19 protein-coding genes are annotated in these 17,469 nt (G+C 67.5%); 17 read left to right on the top strand and 2 right to left on the bottom strand.

Annotation, left to right across the window (positions count from 1 at the left end; genetic code table 11):
* Positions 1–368: 368 nt before the first annotated feature.
* The gene (locus AC1DSA_RS17940; RefSeq protein WP_477891624.1) at positions 369–845 is read left to right on the top strand and encodes a DoxX family protein; all 477 of its coding nucleotides are present in this window, start codon (positions 369–371) and stop codon (positions 843–845) included.
* A gap of 157 nt (positions 846–1,002) precedes the next feature.
* On the opposite strand, the gene AC1DSA_RS17935 is transcribed toward AC1DSA_RS17940, so the two are convergent.
* On the bottom strand, positions 1,003–1,917 hold the full coding sequence (locus AC1DSA_RS17935; RefSeq protein WP_477891689.1) for a LysR substrate-binding domain-containing protein: 915 nt from the start codon (positions 1,915–1,917) through the stop codon (positions 1,003–1,005).
* Positions 1,918–2,015: 98 nt separating this feature from the next.
* Here AC1DSA_RS17935 and AC1DSA_RS17930 point away from each other — a divergent pair, with 98 nt between their 5' ends.
* From AC1DSA_RS17930 to AC1DSA_RS17880, 11 genes are read left to right on the top strand one after another with little or no spacing between them, the layout of a single operon-like run.
* Complete coding sequence (locus AC1DSA_RS17930; protein ID WP_477891622.1) at positions 2,016–2,708, top strand: substrate-binding domain-containing protein; 693 nt, start codon at positions 2,016–2,018, stop codon at positions 2,706–2,708.
* A 17-nt stretch (positions 2,709–2,725) separates the two neighbouring features.
* A complete protein-coding gene (locus tag AC1DSA_RS17925) occupies positions 2,726–3,760 on the top strand; it encodes an amidohydrolase family protein (RefSeq protein WP_477891620.1) in 1,035 nt (344 codons plus the stop codon).
* A gap of 1 nt (position 3,761) precedes the next feature.
* The gene (gene ligK / locus AC1DSA_RS17920; protein ID WP_477891618.1) at positions 3,762–4,445 is read left to right on the top strand and encodes a 4-carboxy-4-hydroxy-2-oxoadipate aldolase/oxaloacetate decarboxylase; all 684 of its coding nucleotides are present in this window, start codon (positions 3,762–3,764) and stop codon (positions 4,443–4,445) included.
* 8 nt (positions 4,446–4,453) lie between these two features.
* On the top strand, positions 4,454–5,260 hold the full coding sequence (locus AC1DSA_RS17915) for a transporter substrate-binding domain-containing protein (protein WP_477891616.1): 807 nt from the start codon (positions 4,454–4,456) through the stop codon (positions 5,258–5,260).
* A gap of 20 nt (positions 5,261–5,280) precedes the next feature.
* On the top strand, positions 5,281–6,267 hold the full coding sequence (locus AC1DSA_RS17910; protein WP_477891614.1) for a Bug family tripartite tricarboxylate transporter substrate binding protein: 987 nt from the start codon (positions 5,281–5,283) through the stop codon (positions 6,265–6,267).
* Positions 6,268–6,271: 4 nt separating this feature from the next.
* The gene (locus tag AC1DSA_RS17905) at positions 6,272–7,210 is read left to right on the top strand and encodes an amidohydrolase family protein (RefSeq protein ID WP_477891612.1); all 939 of its coding nucleotides are present in this window, start codon (positions 6,272–6,274) and stop codon (positions 7,208–7,210) included.
* Positions 7,207–8,952, top strand: a complete 1,746-nt coding sequence (locus AC1DSA_RS17900) for a tannase/feruloyl esterase family alpha/beta hydrolase (protein ID WP_477891610.1) — start codon at positions 7,207–7,209, stop codon at positions 8,950–8,952. The genes AC1DSA_RS17905 and AC1DSA_RS17900 overlap by 4 nt, the downstream gene beginning before the upstream one ends.
* Before the next feature lies 1 nt (position 8,953).
* A complete protein-coding gene (ligA, locus tag AC1DSA_RS17895; protein WP_477891608.1) occupies positions 8,954–9,340 on the top strand; it encodes a protocatechuate 4,5-dioxygenase subunit alpha in 387 nt (128 codons plus the stop codon).
* Positions 9,341–10,198, top strand: a complete 858-nt coding sequence (locus AC1DSA_RS17890; RefSeq protein ID WP_477891606.1) for a class III extradiol dioxygenase subunit beta — start codon at positions 9,341–9,343, stop codon at positions 10,196–10,198.
* Positions 10,195–11,148, top strand: a complete 954-nt coding sequence (locus tag AC1DSA_RS17885; protein WP_477891604.1) for a Gfo/Idh/MocA family oxidoreductase — start codon at positions 10,195–10,197, stop codon at positions 11,146–11,148. The genes AC1DSA_RS17890 and AC1DSA_RS17885 overlap by 4 nt, the downstream gene beginning before the upstream one ends.
* Before the next feature lie 43 nt (positions 11,149–11,191).
* On the top strand, positions 11,192–11,440 hold the full coding sequence (locus tag AC1DSA_RS17880) for a hypothetical protein (RefSeq protein ID WP_477891602.1): 249 nt from the start codon (positions 11,192–11,194) through the stop codon (positions 11,438–11,440).
* 170 nt (positions 11,441–11,610) lie between these two features.
* Here AC1DSA_RS17880 and AC1DSA_RS17875 read toward each other — a convergent pair whose 3' ends face one another.
* Entirely contained in the window at positions 11,611–12,606 is a 996-nt protein-coding gene (locus AC1DSA_RS17875) for an AraC family transcriptional regulator (RefSeq protein WP_477891600.1), read from the bottom strand.
* 131 nt (positions 12,607–12,737) lie between these two features.
* Between AC1DSA_RS17875 and AC1DSA_RS17870 the strand changes: the two genes are divergently transcribed.
* The 5 genes from AC1DSA_RS17870 to AC1DSA_RS17850 are packed head-to-tail and all read left to right on the top strand — an operon-like array spanning position 12,738 to position 17,460.
* Complete coding sequence (locus tag AC1DSA_RS17870) at positions 12,738–13,709, top strand: tripartite tricarboxylate transporter substrate binding protein (RefSeq protein ID WP_477891598.1); 972 nt, start codon at positions 12,738–12,740, stop codon at positions 13,707–13,709.
* Between the two features lie 5 nt (positions 13,710–13,714).
* A complete protein-coding gene (locus tag AC1DSA_RS17865) occupies positions 13,715–14,770 on the top strand; it encodes a beta-keto acid cleavage family enzyme (RefSeq protein ID WP_477891596.1) in 1,056 nt (351 codons plus the stop codon).
* A gap of 16 nt (positions 14,771–14,786) precedes the next feature.
* Entirely contained in the window at positions 14,787–15,623 is an 837-nt protein-coding gene (locus AC1DSA_RS17860; RefSeq protein ID WP_477891594.1) for an SDR family NAD(P)-dependent oxidoreductase, read from the top strand.
* Positions 15,624–15,649: 26 nt separating this feature from the next.
* Positions 15,650–16,120, top strand: coding sequence for an aconitase X swivel domain-containing protein (locus AC1DSA_RS17855; protein ID WP_477891592.1), 471 nt, complete (start codon positions 15,650–15,652; stop codon positions 16,118–16,120).
* Entirely contained in the window at positions 16,117–17,460 is a 1,344-nt protein-coding gene (locus tag AC1DSA_RS17850) for an aconitase X (RefSeq protein WP_477891590.1), read from the top strand. The genes AC1DSA_RS17855 and AC1DSA_RS17850 overlap by 4 nt, the downstream gene beginning before the upstream one ends.
* Positions 17,461–17,469 lie beyond the last annotated feature (9 nt).

The following is a 17,469-nucleotide window of genomic DNA, read 5'->3' as shown; positions in this document are numbered from 1 at the left end:
CACCGCCCTGCCTGCAAAGCTGCGCGTGGGCGGGCTGCGGCGCGAATAAAGCCCAGGCGCCTGCGGTGGGTGACTCCGCGACCCACGACGGCTGTGGATCACTGATTGCGCCAACGGGTCGCGGGGTCGCCCAGCGCAGGGAATTCGGTAGCACCGCGCAGCGGCGCGCCGAACGCCGTAGCCATCGCGCCGCAGCCCGCCCACGCGCAGCTTTGCCGCCCCCAACGCCCCGAACGCCACCAAAGAGGTCCAAAGTTCCCCTCGCAGCGCACCGCTTTGGTGACCTTGCCCCCGTTTGATAGATGTCAAACCGTGACATGGTGGGAAGCCTAGGATCAGGCCACACACAAAGGGAAAGAGAGCTCTCCATGTTCACGCTGTCTCGTGACGACTTCCGGATCCAGGCCTCCAGTTTCGACCTGACCAAGGGATCCAACATCCTGCGCATCGCCTGCGGCGCGTTCATGTTCCCGCACATCGCCGGCAAGTTCGCCAACGGCACCTTCAACCCCGGCACCCTGGGCTTCTTCGCCAAGGCCGGCATGACCCCTCCCGAGTTCTGGCTCGGCCTCGCGGCGATGTCCGAATTCCTGGTCGGCGTGTTCCTCGTGCTGGGACTGTGCACCCGCTTCGCCGCGCTCGGCAGCGCCGCCGTGCTGCTGATGGCCGTGTACGCGCTGCAGGTCGTCAAGGGCTTCGGGTGGACCTGGAACACCGGCGGCTACGAATACCCCGTGTTCTGGGCGATCGCCTCGGTGGTCGTGGCGATGGAAGCGTGGAAGGTCTACTTCGCCGAAAGCCGCCGCGTGCCGGCCGGCCTGCGCAGCGGACTGCGCACGGCGTGATCCACGGGGGCTCGTCCCCCGGTCCTTGACCTCCGCGGCCGTCGGGCCGCGCAAGGCCGCCAGCAGCTTCCGGGCCGCGGCGGCCTTTTTCTTTGACGCCGACGGCGCGCCGGCAGGGGTCGGCGTGCGCCTCTGAATCTCCGCAGGCAGCGGCCCGTCAGAGCGCGTGCGGCACGACCGCCGAAGCCTTGGCGCGGATCAGGTCCAGCGTGGCCTTCTGCACCGGCGTGGCGGGACGCTGCAGGCTGGTGGCCAGCGACAGGCGGATGCGCAGCGGCGGCGTGCCGATCTGCTGCGCGGTGTAGGCGGAAGGGCGCGGCGTGTTGAGCAGCGCGTTGCGCGACAGGACCGCGCAGCCTGCTCCGTCCAGCACCAGGTCCAGGATCGCGGTCACGCCGTCGATCTCCAGGAACACGTTCGGCCGGCAGCCGATGTCGGTCATCGCGGCTTCCACGTGCATCCGGATCGCGTTGGGCCGGGTCGGGATCACCAGCGGCAGCCTGGCGACTTCCTCCAGGGGGATGGGGCCGGGCGGCGGGTCCTCGTGCAGGCCCGGGGGCCGGGCGCGCACCAGCAGCAGGTCTTCTTCCAGCAAGGGTGTGATGTCGAGCTCGCGCGAAGGCTGGGCGTTGTAGAGCACCACGATGTCCAGCCGTCCGCTGATGAGGCCCTCCTGCAGGCTGCTGGACAACCCCTCGCTGATCGACAGCCGCGCCTCCGGCAGCGCCTCGCGGAAGGCGCGGGTGAGGGGGACGGTGAGCACGCGCGCGACGCTGGTGGGCAGGCCCACGGCCACGCGACCGGCCAGGCCGCCGCGCAGCCGGCCCAGGTCTTCGCGGGCCCGCTCCACCTGGTGCAGGATGCCGCGGCCATGGTCCAGCAGCAGCTTGCCCGCCTCGGTGGGCACGGCGCCGCGGCCGTTGCGCACCAGCAGGTTCTGGCGCAGCTCCACCTCCAGCAGGCGCACTTGGCGGCTCAGCGCCGGCTGGGCCACGTCCAGCTCGATCGCGGCGCGCGTGAAGCTGCCGAGTTCGGCGACCCGGACGAAATATTCAAGCTGCTTGAGATCCATGAACAGGAATACCTTGGCGGTCATTATGCCGAAGCGGTATAGCTGCTAGACCCTGCTTTCGCTTGGACGCCGCAGGGCGCGCGCCCACAATGCCGCCCATGACAGCCACCGCGCTCCAGGGAATCTCTTCGATGGCCACGCGGCAGGTGCTGGGCGAGTTGGCCGAGGCCTGGCGGGCGCGCAGCGGCCAGTCGGTGCAGACCGAATCCATCGGCGGTGTCGATGCCGCCAAGCGCGTGGCGGCGGGCGAGGCCTTCGATTTCGTGGTGCTGGCCGCCGATGCCATCGACAAACTGATCTCCGGTGGCCATGCGGTCGCCGGCAGCCGGGTCGACCTGGTGGACTCCGGCGTCGCCGTCGCGGTGAAAGCCGGTGCGCCGCATCCCGACCTCTCCAGCGAGGACGCTTTGAAGCGCGCCGTGCTTGCCGCGCCAACCGTGGGCTATTCCACGGGTCCGAGCGGCGTCGCGCTGGTCAAGCTGTTCGAGCGCTGGGGGATCGCGCAGGAGCTGCAGGGCCGGCTGGTGCAGGCCACGCCCGGCATCCCCGTGGGCAGCCTGGTGGCGCGCGGCGAAGTCGCACTGGGCTTCCAGCAGCTGAGCGAACTGATCCACCTGGACGGCATCGCCGTGATCGGGCCGATGCCCGCCGCCGTCCAGATCACCACCACCTTTTCCGGGGCCGTGTGCACGACCTCGTCGCGGCCCGAAGCGGTGCGCGCGATGCTCGCGTTCATGGCCTCGCCGGAAGCCGAGGCGGCCAAGCGCCGCAACGGCATGGACCCCGCCTGAAAGAAAGAGACCCCAGCATGAGCCTGATCATCGATTGCCACGGCCACTACACCACGGCGCCCAAGCAGCTGGAGGAATGGCGCAACCGCCAGGTCGCCGGCATCAAGGACCCGTCGCTGATGCCCAAGTTGTCCGAGCTGAAGATCAGCGACGAGGACATCCGCGAGACCATCACCGGCAACCAGCTGCGCCTGATGAACGAGCGCGGCAACGACCTCACGCTGTTCTCTCCGCGCGCCAGCTTCATGGCCCACCACATCGGTGACTTCAACGTCTCCAGCACCTGGGCCGCGATCTGCAACGAACTTTGCTTCCGCGTGAGCCAGCTGTTCCCGCAGAATTTCGTGCCGGTGGCGATGCTGCCGCAGTCGCCCGGGGTGGACCCGCGCACCTGCCTCCCGGAGCTGGTGAAGTGCGTGGAGCAGTACGGCTGCGTCGGCATCAACCTCAACCCCGACCCTTCCGGCGGCCACTGGAAGGAGCCGCCGCTGACGGACAAGTGGTGGTACCCGATCTACGAGAAGATGGTCGAGTACGACATCCCCGCGATGGTCCACGTCAGCACCAGCTGCAACCCGGCCTTCCACACCACGGGCGCGCACTACCTGAATGCGGATACGACTGCCTTCATGCAGTGCCTGCAGGGCGACCTGTTCAAGGACTTCCCGACGCTGCGCTTCCTGATCCCGCACGGCGGCGGCGCGGTGCCCTACCACTGGGGGCGCTTCCGCGGCCTGGCGCAGGAGATGAAGAAGCCGCTGCTGGACACCCACCTGATGAACAACATCTTCTTCGACACCTGCGTGTACCACCAGCCGGGCATCGACCTGCTCAACACCGTGATCCCGGTGAAGAACGTGCTGTTCGCCTCCGAGATGATCGGGGCCGTGCGCGGCATCGACCCCACCACCGGCAATTACTACGACGACACGAAGAAGTACATCGACGCGTCGACGATCCTGTCGCCGGAAGACAAGCACCAGATCTTCGAAACCAACACGCGCCGCGTGTTCCCGCGGCTGGACGCGAAACTCAAACAGCAAGGACGCTGACATGTACGAACTCGGAGTCGTTTACCGCAACATCAAGCGGGCCGACCGCGCGACGGCCGACGCGCTGGCGCAGTACGGCGCTTCCACCGTGCACGAGGCCATGGGCCGCGTCGGCCTGCTGAAGCCCTACATGCGGCCGATCTATCCCGGTGCGCAGGTGTCCGGCACGGCGGTCACCGTGCTGCTGCAGCCCGGCGACAACTGGATGCTGCACGTGGTGGCCGAACAGATCCAGCCGGGCGACATCGTCGTGGCCGGTTGCACCACCGACAACACGGACGGCTTCTTCGGCGACCTGATCGCCACCTCGTTCCAGGCGCGTGGCGCCCGCGCGCTGGTGATCGACGCCGGCGTGCGCGACGTGAAGACGCTGACCGAGATGGGCTTTCCGGTTTGGAGCCGGGCGATCAGCTCCAAGGGCACCGTCAAGGCGACGCTGGGCTCGGTCAACATCCCGGTGGTGTGCGCGGGCGCGCTGGTGCATCCCGGCGACGTGATCGTGGCGGACGACGACGGCGTGGTCTGCGTGCCCGCCGCCATGGCGAAGAAGGTGCTGGAAGCCGCCGCCGCGCGCGAAGCGAATGAAGGCGAGAAGCGCGCCAAGCTCGCTTCCGGCGTGCTGGGGCTGGACATGTACAAGATGCGCGAGCCGCTGGAAAAAGCCGGCCTGCGCTACATCGATTGAAAGCCGCCATGACCGCCATCCTGTCGCGCCGCCGCCTGCTGGGGGGCCTGGCGCTGGCCTCGTCGCTCTGGCTGGCAGGGTGTGCCAGCGCGCCGCCCGCGGCCGACCCGCTGCTGCGCGCCACGCTGGCGCCCACGGGCGCGCTGCGCGTCGCCGTGTACCCCGGCAGCCCGGGCAGCCTGGTGCGCAAGCCGGGCGCCGCGCCCGTGGGCGTTGCGTACGAACTCGGACGCGAGCTGGCGCGCGAGCTGGGCGTTCCAGTGATCTACGTGGAGCTGCAGCGGGCGCAGCAGCTGACCGAGGCGCTCAAGGCCAACCAGGCCGATTTCACCGTCACCAACGCCAGCGAAGCGCGGGCGCGCGACGTCGACTTCACCGAGCCGGTGCTGCGGGTGGAACTGGGCTACCTGGTTCCCGCGGGCTCACCGATCCGCAGCTTCGCCGAGGTGGACCAGCCGGGCGTGAAGATCGGCGTGTCGGAAGGCAGCAGCACGCTGGCCGCATTGCCGCGCCTGCTGAAGTCCGCCACGCTCGCGCCCGTGCCCTCGATGGCCGTGGCGGCGCAGCAGCTCAATGCGAAGGGCCTGGACGCCTTCGCCACCAACAAGGGCATCCTGTTCGAGCTGTCGGACCAGGTGCCCGGCTCGCGCGTGCTGGACGGCCGCTGGGGCGTCGAGAACATCGCCATCGCCGTGCCCAAGGGACGCCAGTCCGCGCAGCCCTTCCTGGCGCGCTTCGCGCAGAAGATGCGCGACTCGGGCGAGCTGCAGAAGATGATGGACCGCGCGGGCCTGCGCGGTGCCGCCCGCGACTGAATTCCAAGGAGAACCACAACATGAACAACTCCCGCAGGCATGCACTCACCCGCATCGGCGCCTTGATCGCCGGCGCCTCCGCGCTGCCGCTGACAGCCCGGGCGCAGGCCGGCTACCCCGAGCGTCCCGTCTTGGTGGTGGTGGGCTACTCCGCCGGCGGCGCCGTGGACGCCGTCGCGCGCACGTTGGGCCAGGCGCTGTCCAAGAGCCTGGGCCAGCCCTTCGTGATCGAGAACAAGCCCGGCGCCGGCACCAACATCGCCGTCAAGTCGGTGATCGATGCCAAGCCCGATGGCTACACGCTGCTGATGGCCGCCAATGCGCTGGCCGCCAACATGGCGCTGTACAAGCCGCAGCCCTTCGACGCCGAGAAGGACCTGGTGCCGGTGGCGCTGGTCGGCCGCGTGCCGGTGGTGCTGGCCGCCAATGCGAGTGCGCCCTTCAGCACCCTGCGGCAGCTGATCGAGACGGCCAAGAAGAAGCCGAACAGTGTGGCCTACGCCTCGCCCGGCAACGGCTCGACGCCGCACATGGCGGCGGAGCTGTTCGCCCGCGCCGCCGGCATCGACCTGCAGCACGTGCCCTACCGCGGCGGCGCGCAGGCGATCACCGACGTGATCGGCGGCCAGGTGCCGCTGCTGGCGATGAACGCCCTGGAGGTGAAGCCGCAGGTGGCGGCCGGCAAGCTGAAGGTGCTGGCGGTGCTGACGCCGCAGCGCTCGCCGATCTTCCCCGACGTGCCGACGATCGCCGAGTCCGGCTTCAAGGGCTTCGAGGCCTCGGTCTGGTACGCGCTGATGGCGCCCGCGAAGACGCCGGAGGCCATCGTCGAGCGCCTGCACGCCGAAGTGCAGAAGGCGCTGGCTTCGCCCGAGGTGCGCGAGCGCATGACGGCCGTGGGCGGCGAGGTGCTGCCGGGCGACCGCAAGATGATGGCGACCCTGCTGCACGCCGAGCGCGTGCGCTACGAGAACCTGGTGCGCGAGGCGCACATCACTCCCGATTGATGCCATGAGCAAACCCACCACCGGCCCCTTCACCAAGACGCCCGGCTGGCTCGACTGGTACGCCGGTCCCAGCAAGCCGCAGTTCAAGCTGCCGCCCGGCAGCGTCGATGCGCACTGCCACGTGTTCGGCCCCGGCGAGCGCTTCCCCTATGCGCCGGAGCGCAAGTACACGCCCTGCGATGCCAGCTGGGAGCAGCTGTTCGCGCTGCGCGACCACCTGGGATTCGAGCGCAACGTGATCGTGCAGGCCACCTGCCACGGCGCCGACAACCGCGCGCTGGTCGATGCCCTGCAGCACGCCGAGGGCAGGGCGCGCGGCGTGGCGACGGTCAAGCGCAGCGTCACGGATGAAGAACTGCAGGCGATGAACGCGGCCGGCGTGCGCGGCGTGCGCTTCAATTTCGTCAAGCGCCTGGTGGACTTCACGCCCAAGGACGAACTGATGGAGATCGCCGCGCGCATCGCGCCGCTGGGCTGGCACGTGGTGATCTACTTCGAGGCGGTGGACCTGCCCGAGCTCTGGGACTTCTTCACTGCGCTGCCGACCACGGTGGTGGTGGACCACATGGGCCGGCCCGACGTGAGCAAGCCCATCGATGGCCCCGAGTTCGAGCTGTTCCTGAAGTTCATGCGCGAGCACCCCAACGTGTGGAGCAAGGTGAGCTGCCCGGAACGCCTGTCCGTCTCCGGCCCGCCGGCGCTCAACGGCGAGCGCAATGCCTACCGCGACGTCGTGCCCTTCGCGCGCAAAGTGGTGGAGAGCTTCCCCGACCGCGTGCTGTGGGGCACCGACTGGCCGCACCCCAACCTGAAGAACCACATGCCGGACGACGGCCTGCTGGTGGACTTCATCCCGCACATCGCGACCACGCCCGAACTGCAGCGCAAGCTGCTGGTGGACAATCCGCGCCGTCTGTACTGGCCTGAGGAGGGGCGCGCATGAGGACAACACACCTGGGACTGGGCGCCGCGGCGCTCGCACTGCTGGCCGGCTGCACGCACGTGCCGCTGCCGCCCCTCAATCCCCCGAACGTTCCGACGATCGAGATTCCCAACGTCGCGCCGATCGCGTTCCAGCCGCAGATCATCTGCCAGAACCTGGCGGGCATGCTGATCTCGCCGGCGGAGATCGACCTGCCCAGCGGGCGCGCGGTGATCGAATCCGCCGAGCTGCTGGCCGCGAGCGCCGTCGGCGTGGCCGAACGCGCCGCCACGCCGGCCGGCGCCATCACGCCGGCGATGCCGCAGCGCTGCAGGCTGAAGGGCCGCATCGCATCGCGCGACCCCAACGCGCCGGCCATCAACTTCCAGATCAACCTGCCGGTGCGCTGGAACGGCCGCTCGGTGCAGTACGGCGGCGGCGGCTTCAACGGCGTGCTGATTTCCGGCGAGGCGCTGGTGCCCGCGGCGCGCTTCGACCAGCCATCGCCGCTGGCGCAGGGCTACGTCACCTACGGCACGGACTCGGGCCACCAGACCCGCCCGGGCGATCCGCCGCAGGCCTTCGCCATGAACGACGAGGCGCTGGTGAACTTCGCGCACGCCTCGTACAAGAAGGTGCGCGACGTCGCGGTGGCGGTGATGAAGCGGGCCTACGGCCACGCACCGCGCAGGATGTACTTCGTCGGCAGCTCCGAGGGCGGGCGCGAGGGCCTGACCATGGCGCAGCGCTACCCGCGCGACTTCGACGGCATCTTCGCCCGCGTGCCGGTGATCCACTGGACCGCGCTGCAGCATGCGGGCCTGCGCGACGGGCTGGCGCTCACCAACGGCGGCTGGCTGAACCCGGCGCGGGTGAAGCTGGTGCACGACGCGGTGCTGGCCGCCTGCGACGCCGCGGACGGGGCGGTCGACGGCATCGTCTCCGACCCGGTCGGTTGCCGCGGCCGCTTCGACGTGACCAAGCTGCGCTGCGGTGCGGTGGTCAGCGACGGCTGCCTCACCGATCCGCAGATCCAGGCGGTGCGCACGCTGCACTCGTCGCTGGACATGGGCGTGGAACTGGCCCATGGCCAGCGCATCTACCCGGGCCGCGGCCCGAGCGGCGAGAACACGCCGTCCTCCGGTCCCACCGGCGGCTGGCAGGCCTGGTGGACCGTCACGCAGGAGCCGGCCTTCCCGCCGGTGCAGGAGAACGGCATCGCGTGGTTCTACGGCGCGGGAGCGATCCAGTACTTCTACGCCCGCAATCCGCAGGCCGACCTGCGCACCTACAAGGTCGCGGACCACGTGGCGCGCATCCGCGAGGTGTCGGAGCTGATGGATTCGACCAACCCCGATCTGTCGGCCTTCCGCGAAGCGGGCGGCAAGCTGATCCTGCTGGAGAACATGGGCGACTACGCGCAGAGCCCTTACGCCGGCATCCTGTACCACGAGACCGTGGTGAACCGCCTGGGCCAGCCCGCGGTCGATTCCTTCTTCAAGCTGTTCACCGCGCCCAACGTGGACCACGTGGGCACCGGCGCGCCGTCCAATGCCGACCTGTTCGGCGCGCTGGTGGCCTGGGTGGAAGAGGGCCGCCCGCCCGCCAAGCTGACGCTGGTCGAACAGGAAGTGAGGCCGCCCTTTGCGGTCAAGCGCAGCCGGCCGCTGTGCGAATGGCCGCAGGTGCCGCACTACCGTGCCGGCGACATGAACGCCGCGCTCAGCTATGCCTGCGCGCGACTCGAGAGAAAAGGAGGCTGACATGCCTTTGGACAAGCCCTACGCCGGCATCCCCGGCACGACCATCTTCGACGCCGACCAGAGCCGAAAGGGCTACTGGCTCAACCAGTTCTGCATGTCGCTGATGAAGGCGGAGAACCGCGAGAAGTTCAAGGCCGACGAGCGCGGCTACCTGGACCAGTGGGCGATGACCGAGGACCAGAAGCAGGCCGTGATGGCGCGTGACCTGAACCGCTGCATCGCGCTGGGCGGCAACATCTACTTCCTGGCCAAGATCGGCGCCACCGACGGCAAGAGCTTCCAGCAGATGGCGGGCTCCATGACCGGCATGAGTGAAGAGGCCTACCGCGACATGATGATCGGCGGCGGCCGCCCGGCCACCTGGACCGGCAAGGATGGAAAGAAGTAAATGGCCCGCATCACCGCATCCGTCTACACCTCGCACGTGCCCGCCATCGGCGCGGCCATGGACCTGGGCAAGGACAAGGAGCCGTACTGGCAGAAGGTCTTTGCCGGCTACGACTTCTCGCGCCAGTGGATCAAGGACAACAAGCCCGACGTGGTGTTCCTGGTCTTCAACGACCACGCCACGGCGTTCAGCCTCGACATCATCCCGACCTTCGCGATCGGCACGGCCGCCGGCTACAAGGTCGCCGACGAAGGCTGGGGCCCGCGCCCCGTGCCCGACGTCGAGGGCGCGCCGGACCTCGCCGCGCACATCGCCCACTCGGTGATCCAGCAGGACTTCGACCTGACCATCGTCAACAAGATGGACGTGGACCACGGCCTGACCGTGCCGCTGTCGCTGATGTGCGGCCAGCCCAAGGAATGGCCGTTCAAGGTGATCCCCTTCGCCGTCAACGTGGTGCAGTACCCGGTGCCCAGCGGCATGCGCTGCTTCCGCCTGGGGCAGGCGATCCGCAAGGCGGTGGAGAGCTTCGATGAAGACCTCAACGTGCAGATCTGGGGCACCGGCGGCATGAGCCACCAGCTGCAGGGCCCGCGCGCCGGCCTGATCAACAAGGAGTGGGACAACCGCTTCCTCGACCGCCTGATCGCCGACCCGGAGGGCCTGGCGGGCATGAACCACATCGAGTACGTCAAGGAAGCCGGCAGCGAAGGCATCGAGCTGGTGATGTGGCTGATCGCGCGCGGCGCGATGGCCGACGTCGCCGGCGGCCCCAAGCCCACCGTGAAGCACCGCTTCTATCACGTGCCCGCGTCGAACACGGCCGTCGGCCACCTGATCCTGGAGAACAACAAATGACGAAACCCGTCCGCATCGCACTGGCCGGGCCCGGCGCCTTCGGCATCAAGCACCTCGACGCCCTCAAGCTGATCGACGGCGTGGAGATCACCTCCATCATCGGCCGCGAACTGCCGAAAGCAGAGGAGGTCGCCAAGAAGTACGGCGCCAAGCACGTCACTACCGAACTGGGCGAAGCACTGGCCCGCCCCGACGTGGACGCCGTGATCCTGTGCACGCCCACGCAGATGCACGCCGAGCAATCGATCGCCGCGCTGAAGGCCGGCAAGCACGTGCAGGTGGAGATCCCGCTGTGCGACCGGCTGGAAGACGGCAAGGCGGTGGTGGAAGCGCAGAAGAAGTCTGGCCGCGTGGCCATGGTTGGCCACACCCGCCGCTTCAACCCCAGCCACCAGTACGTGCACAAGAAGATCGAGGCCGGCGAGTTCCACATCCAGCAGATGGACGTGCAGACCTACTTCTTCCGCCGCACCAACATGAACGCGCTGGGCCAGCCGCGCAGCTGGACCGACCACCTGCTGTGGCACCACGCCGCGCACACGGTGGACCTGTTCGCCTACCAGTGCGGCAGCCCGATCGTGAAGGCCAATGCGGTGCAAGGCCCGATCCACCCGAACCTGGGCATCGCGATGGACATGAGCATCCAGCTGAAGGCGGCCAATGGCGCGATCTGCACGCTCAGCCTGTCCTTCAACAACGACGGCCCGCTGGGCACCTTCTTCCGCTACATCGGCGACACCGCAACCTACATCGCGCGCTACGACGACCTGTTCAACGGGAAGGAAGAGAAGATCGACGTGAGCAAGGTCGACGTGTCGATGAACGGGATCGAACTGCAGGACCGCGAGTTCATCGCCGCGATCCGGGAGGGGAGGGAGCCGAATTCGAGCGTCGCGAAGGTGCTGGCTTGCTATGAGGTGCTCGACCGGCTGGAGAAGCAGCTCCAGTAACACGCGGCGCAGGTGACCTGCGCGGCCTCCAGCAGCCCGCCCCATGAAAGACCTGCACCCGAGCACCGGCGACTCACCGGCAGGAGCGCCGGGTCCAGTCACGGCTGACTCGGAGCCGGTCGGCTTTCCGAGGGTCTACGCCGTGGTCAAGTGGGCGGTGATCGTTGGCCTGACCCTCATGGCGATCGTGGCCGCGGCATTCTGGGCCATGATCCTGGGCGGATTCGCTGCCTCCGGATTCCGTGCAACCGACCCGGCCGGTGAACGGAGTGAGACCTTGGTGATGCGTTAACGACCACAACGCCAAGGCCATGTGCCGGATGTTCTACCACCTGACGCCGGAGCAACGTGCCCAGGTGGTGAGGTCACGCAAGTGAGCCCACTCGCACCGTGCTGCCCGATGGTCGGCCACATCTCCGCTTCGACCCCAGCCACCAGTACGTGCACGACAGTGTGCCGAAGCTACTTGCCGCTGCGCCTTTGCGTCAGGGTGAAGCCGAAGTGGTTCTTGTGCCAGCGCGAGAATGCGCTGAGCGCCGAGAACCCGAGCAGGTCCGCAACTTCGGTGCAGGGGCGCTTGCTTCCTTCGAGGTAGCTTTCGGCAAGCTCGCTGCGCACTTCGTCCAGGAGCGACGAAAACGTCTTGCCGTTCTGAGCAAGATGCCTGTGCACCGTCCGGCGATCGACACCCAGGTGCTGCGCCACCTTGTCCACGCTGCAGCGGCCCAGCGGAAGCGTCTCGCGCACGAGCCAGCCGACCTTGTCCGCGAGCGTCATGTCCGGCCGCGAGGTCATTGAATCCAGATACTGGCGTGCATAGCGGGCCATGACCGGATCGGCGGACGGGAGCTGCCCGGCCAGGTCCTCCGCCGCGCAGGCGATGCCATTGAATTCGGCGTCGAAGTCGACGATGCGCCCGAACATGGCGATGTGTCCGGACTGGATCGCAGGCGGCGAGTGCATGAACAGCACGCGCCGCGGCTTCCATGACGGGCCCAGCAACTCCTGCAAGATGCGGAACAGGTAACCCACGAAGAGCTCGATCCCCTGTCGGCGAGGCATCCGCGTACCCGGAACGATGTCGACCCGCAGCATCACGAGCTCGCCCGCGTCCTCGATGCGGATCGATAGCAGTTCGCTGTGCAACTGCAAATAGCGGCCGAGCGTTTCGATGGCGCGCCGTGCCGTGATTTCCTCTCGCACGACCAGGCTGAACGGACCCAGGTTCGACAGGCGTCGCGCCTTGGAAAGCCGCAACCCGAAGTCTTCGACCTGGCTCTCCGCGGCCGAGGTCTCCAGCAGCTTGGCCACCGCTGCCGCATCGATCCGCACGTCGGGGTCCGAAAGGCACGAAGGATCCAGGCCGCACCGGCGCATCAGGCGATTTGGATCGAGTCCCACCGAGCGCGCCAGTTCGGCGTACCCGATCAAGGTTGCACTGCGAATGGTGGAGCGCATTTTTCGGGCTTTCCGGCGTGTCTCGAACGGTAAAGAGAATGTCCCGTCAGGTCAAGCGTCGACGCTGGGTCCACGAAACAATTCTTCCCATGGTGCCTCGCTTCGCGGCCACCGACACAAGGAGACAAATCTTGATCATTCATTCCCTTCGGATCGGCGTGGCGGCCTGCCTGTGCGCGGCAGCCACCCTCGCAGCCGCCCAGACCTGGCCCGACAAACCCATCCGCATCGTCGTGCCCGCACCTGCGGGCGGCAGCATGGACGTGATCGCGCGCACCCTGGGCGAGGCAATGCAGCGCGACCTCGGGCAGCCGCTGATCGTCGACAACAAGCCCGGCGGGATGGGAATGCTCGGCGCCAACGAGATGCTGGCGGCGCCGCACGACGGCTACACCGTGATGGTGCACCTGAACGGCGTCGTGTCCGAGATTCCGTACCTGGGCAAGCCACGCTTCGACCCGTTCAAGGACATCAAGCCGCTCGCGGAACTTGCGCGCAGCGGGCTGTTGTTCGTTGGCGGACCGCAGCTGCCGGCCAGGACGCTCAAGGACGTGATCTCGTACGTGAAGTCCAACCCCGGCAAGGTCAGCGTCGCCTCGTACAGCGCCGGCACGGTGTCGCACACGCTGGGCGCGGAGCTCAACGCGTTGGCAGGCCTCGACATGCAGCACGTGGGCTACAAGGGCTCCGCCCCGGCACTGCAGGACGTCATGGGTGGCCATGTGCCGCTGATGTTCGACGGCCCCGCAACCTCGGTGCCCATGGCCAAGGCCGGCAAAGTCAAGGTCTTCGCGGTCACCTCGGCACAGCGCATGCCGGCGCTGCCCGACGTGCCGACCTTTGCCGAGCAGGGCTTCCCCGGCATGACGCAGGTCGTCTGGGTCGGCCTGTGGACCGCCAGCGACGTGCCGGCCCCGGTCCAGGTCCGACTGCGCGACGCAGCGCTCAAGGCGCTGCAGCAGCCCGCGGTGCGCGAGCGCCTGGCGGCCCAGGGCATGGAGCCCGGCCAGCCTGCCACCCCCGACGAACTCGCCAAGTCGCTGCGTGAGGCCTCCGAGCGCCAGGGCGCGCTCCTGAAATCCATCAACTTCAAGCCGGAATAACCACCATGCAATTCCTCGACGACTCCCTCCTTCCCGAAAACCAGCAGCCCCTGGTCATCCAGGTCGCGCCTTACGGCCCCGAGTGGATTCCCGCCGACTCCAGCGACATTCCGGTGTCGATGGACGAGCAGGTCCAGAAGGCGGTCGACTGCTACAACGCCGGCGCGACGCTGCTGCACATCCATGTGCGCGAAGCGGACGGAAAGGGCTCCAAGCGCCTGTCGATGTTCAACGAACTGATTGCCCGCCTGCGCGTTGCGGTGCCGGACATGATCCTGCAGGTCGGCGGCTCGATCTCCTTCGCGCCGGAGAGCGAGAGCGAAGCAGCCGAGTGGCTCAGCGACGACACGCGCCACATGCTCGCGGAGCTGTCGCCCAAACCCGACCAGGTGACCATCGCGATCAACACCAACCAGATGAACATCTGCGAGCTGTTGACCGCGGACGACGTCGCAGGGACTTCCCTCGCGAATCCGGCCTACCAGCAGGCCTACCGCGAAATGACGATTCCCTCGGGCCCCGGCTTCGTCGAGGAACACCTGCGCCGGCTGCAGGCCAATGGCATCCAGCCGCTGTTCATGCTCGGCGACGTGGGGCAGCTCGAGTCCGTCGAGCGCCTGATCCGGCGCGGCATCTACACCGGTCCCCTGACCATGAACTGGGCGGCGATCGGCGGCGGCATGGACGGTCCCAACCCCTACAACCTGATGGAGTTCATCCGCCGCGTGCCCGATGGCGCCGTGCTGACGATCGAAAGCATCATGCGCAGCGTGCTGCCCCTGAATGCGATGGCGATCGCCATGGGACTGCACGTACGCGTGGGCATCGAGGACAACCTGTGGGGCCGCAAGGGCGAACGCATGACTTCGGTGCAGCAGGTCGAGCAGATGGTGCGGCTGGCGCGCGAACTGCATCGCGAAGTGGCCACCGGCAAGCAGGCCAAGGCCATCCACAAGATCGGCGAGCACTACCAGAGCGTCGACGAAACGCTGGCGAAGATCGGCTACGCGCCGAACCGCCAGACCGGCGAACGCGGCGCTCCGCTGCGCCGCGTGGCCTGAGACAGGAAGACCCATCATGGCGAATTCCCATCGACCGCTCGCAGGACGCGTCGCGCTCGTCACGGGCGCAGGCCCGGGCCTCGGCCGCACACTGGCAACCGCCCTGGCGGAAGCAGGCGCCAATCTGGTCGTCTGCGACATCAATGAGCAGAACCTGGCCGATGCGCGCACCGCCGTCGAGAAGACCGGCGCGCAATGCCTGACCGTGCGTTGCGATGTCTCGGACAGCGCCTCCGTGCAGCGCATGTTCGCCCAGGCGGCGGAACGCTTCGGCACCGTGCACATCCTGGTGAACAACGCAGCGCTGACGCCCAACCGCAAGAGCGACGACGTGCGGCGCAATCGCCACTACACCTACCTCACGACGCCCGTGCCGCGGCAGTCGCTGGAGTTCACCAGCAACATCACCGACGAGGAATGGCACCGCTGGTGGGGCGTCAACGTACACGGAACCTTCTACTGCACGCGGGAAGCGCTCAAGCTGATGGAGCCGCAGAAGTACGGCCGCATCATCAACATCGCCTCGCTGTCCGGCATGTCGGGCCTGTCCGCGCACAGCCCGCACTACAGCGCGACCAAGGGGGCGGTGATCGCCTTCACCAAGGCGGTCGCCGCGGAAGTGGCCGGCAGCAACATCTACGCGAACGTGATGGCGCCGGGCCTGGTCCACACGCAGGAGGTCGACGCGATCCTGCAGACGATGGGCGAGGAAGGCCGCAATCGCTTCATGCAGCTCGTTCCCTCCGGACGGATGGGAACCCCCGAAGAGTATGCCGCCACGGTGGTGCACCTGGCGGGCGAGCACTACCTCGTGGGGCAGGTCATCTCGCCCAACGGCGGCATGTTGATCTGAGCACCCCGAAGGACAAGGAGACAAGCATGGACCAAGTGAAAGTATTGAAGGGCATTGCCCGCGCCAAGGGCTGGGCCTGCGGCGAAGCGCTCGTCAGCGAGATGCGATTCGGTTGGGGCTACAACACCGTCGCCAACGAAAGCGGAATCATCGGCGCGTACGAGAACCCGCTCAATGGCCAGTGCGTGAAGGGCAGGATCGTGGTGTACCCGACCGTGTCGGGCACGACGCTGGGCTCGGTGGGCCTGTACTACAAGTGCCAGGTGTCCAAGGTCGGGCCGACCGGGATCATCTGTCGCAACGTGCACGACATCGACATCGCGGGCGCCATCGCCGGCGAGATCCCCGCGGTGGACTGCCTCGACGGCGATCCCCTCGAGGAAATCCGCACAGGGGACTGGGTGGAGATCCGCGCCGACGAGGTCGGCAAGGAAGCCACCGTCACCATCACGCGCAAAGCCGCAACCCCCCGTTTGACCGCAAAGGCACTCACATGAAGCTCGATAGAACGCAGCAGGAAATGCTGGATGGCAAGCACGGCGAGGAGCGCCGCTTTGCACTGGAAAAACTGGTGGACTTCGGCAACGCCGTCGGCGCCGAGGAGATGGTGCCGCTGTCCTTCGTCCTCAACGTCTGCCCGATCGAAATGAAGGACCGGTCGCATCCCGACCTCTCCACCTTCGACATGGGGCACAGCCCGCTGTACGACAAGTTCATCGCGATCAAGGATGCCCGCGTCGCCGACGAGAGCAAGACCATCTGCCTGAACGACCCGTACCTGGTCCAGATCGACAAGTACGAGGAACCCGGCTACCCGTGGAACTTCTCGTGGGGCGACGGCAGCTACAAGCTGCCCAAGGACATCTACGACGGCTACGTGCGCGGCCATGACGCGCTGAAGAAGCACGGCTGGGTCATGTCGCAGTCGTGCAATTCGCACCTCACCACCCGCACGCCGCGCTACGGCGAATACTGCGCCTCCTCCGAATCCAGCGTCGCCGCCTACCTGAACACCTTCGTCGGCGCGCGCAGCAACCGGGAGAGCACGGTCAACACCGTGTACGCCGGCTATACCGGCTATCTGCCCAAGTACGGCATGCTGCTCGATGAAAACCGGCTCGCGAAGGTGATCGTCGAACTGACCGACGAGGTCAAGGAAAAGATGACCGATCCGGCGGACTGGGCGGCCCTGGGCGCCGTCATCGCCGACAAGAGCGGCAACCGCATCCCGGCCGTCGTCAACATGCCCGAGCTGCTGAGCCCGACTGCGGGCAAGTGCCTGTCGGGTTGCGTCTCCGCCGGCATGAACGACCCGATGCTGCACATCATCGGATCCGGACTGCCGGAGTCGCGCACGCTGGAAGCCGCTTTCGGTGGCAAGGTCCCCGCGAACGTCGAGCGGCAGATCGTCACGCTGGACGACGTGCGGGACTACTACCGCAAGCTCGACTCCGCCAAGAGCGACAAGGTGGACATCGTCGTCTTCGGCTGCCCGCACCTGACGTACGACGAGATCCGCCAGATCGCCCGCCTGGTCGAAGGCCGCAAGGTGAGCCCGAACGTGCACATGTGGGTCCAGACCGATACGCCTTCCTACCAGATGGCGAAGCACAACGGAGAGGCCGCGATCATCGAAGCCGCCGGCGGCAAGATCTACCACTCCACGTGCATGGGCATGAACCCGGTGCGCACCTGGAGCCACGACCTGAACATCGCGACCAACAGCTTCAAGTACGTCAAGCTCGGTGGCGGCTTCGGACAGGGCTGGCACTTCGGCGCGGTTCCCGATCTCATCGACGCTGCCGTCACCGGCCGTTTTGTTTCCACCCGCTGGTAAGGAGCCACC

It is taken from the genome of Ramlibacter sp. P4_H7 (assembly GCF_056400765.1).
This window is presented reverse-complemented; position numbering and strand designations above follow the sequence as displayed.

Coding starts and splice junctions, on each gene's coding strand:
- AC1DSA_RS17940 (WP_477891624.1), top strand. CDS start 369: ATGTTCACGCTGTCTCGTGACGACTTCCGGATCCAGGCCTCCAGTTTC.
- AC1DSA_RS17935 (WP_477891689.1), bottom strand. CDS start 1,917: ATGGATCTCAAGCAGCTTGAATATTTCGTCCGGGTCGCCGAACTCGGC.
- AC1DSA_RS17930 (WP_477891622.1), top strand. CDS start 2,016: ATGACAGCCACCGCGCTCCAGGGAATCTCTTCGATGGCCACGCGGCAG.
- AC1DSA_RS17925 (WP_477891620.1), top strand. CDS start 2,726: ATGAGCCTGATCATCGATTGCCACGGCCACTACACCACGGCGCCCAAG.
- ligK (WP_477891618.1), top strand. CDS start 3,762: ATGTACGAACTCGGAGTCGTTTACCGCAACATCAAGCGGGCCGACCGC.
- AC1DSA_RS17915 (WP_477891616.1), top strand. CDS start 4,454: ATGACCGCCATCCTGTCGCGCCGCCGCCTGCTGGGGGGCCTGGCGCTG.
- AC1DSA_RS17910 (WP_477891614.1), top strand. CDS start 5,281: ATGAACAACTCCCGCAGGCATGCACTCACCCGCATCGGCGCCTTGATC.
- AC1DSA_RS17905 (WP_477891612.1), top strand. CDS start 6,272: ATGAGCAAACCCACCACCGGCCCCTTCACCAAGACGCCCGGCTGGCTC.
- AC1DSA_RS17900 (WP_477891610.1), top strand. CDS start 7,207: ATGAGGACAACACACCTGGGACTGGGCGCCGCGGCGCTCGCACTGCTG.
- ligA (WP_477891608.1), top strand. CDS start 8,954: ATGCCTTTGGACAAGCCCTACGCCGGCATCCCCGGCACGACCATCTTC.
- AC1DSA_RS17890 (WP_477891606.1), top strand. CDS start 9,341: ATGGCCCGCATCACCGCATCCGTCTACACCTCGCACGTGCCCGCCATC.
- AC1DSA_RS17885 (WP_477891604.1), top strand. CDS start 10,195: ATGACGAAACCCGTCCGCATCGCACTGGCCGGGCCCGGCGCCTTCGGC.
- AC1DSA_RS17880 (WP_477891602.1), top strand. CDS start 11,192: ATGAAAGACCTGCACCCGAGCACCGGCGACTCACCGGCAGGAGCGCCG.
- AC1DSA_RS17875 (WP_477891600.1), bottom strand. CDS start 12,606: ATGCGCTCCACCATTCGCAGTGCAACCTTGATCGGGTACGCCGAACTG.
- AC1DSA_RS17865 (WP_477891596.1), top strand. CDS start 13,715: ATGCAATTCCTCGACGACTCCCTCCTTCCCGAAAACCAGCAGCCCCTG.
- AC1DSA_RS17860 (WP_477891594.1), top strand. CDS start 14,787: ATGGCGAATTCCCATCGACCGCTCGCAGGACGCGTCGCGCTCGTCACG.
- AC1DSA_RS17855 (WP_477891592.1), top strand. CDS start 15,650: ATGGACCAAGTGAAAGTATTGAAGGGCATTGCCCGCGCCAAGGGCTGG.
- AC1DSA_RS17850 (WP_477891590.1), top strand. CDS start 16,117: ATGAAGCTCGATAGAACGCAGCAGGAAATGCTGGATGGCAAGCACGGC.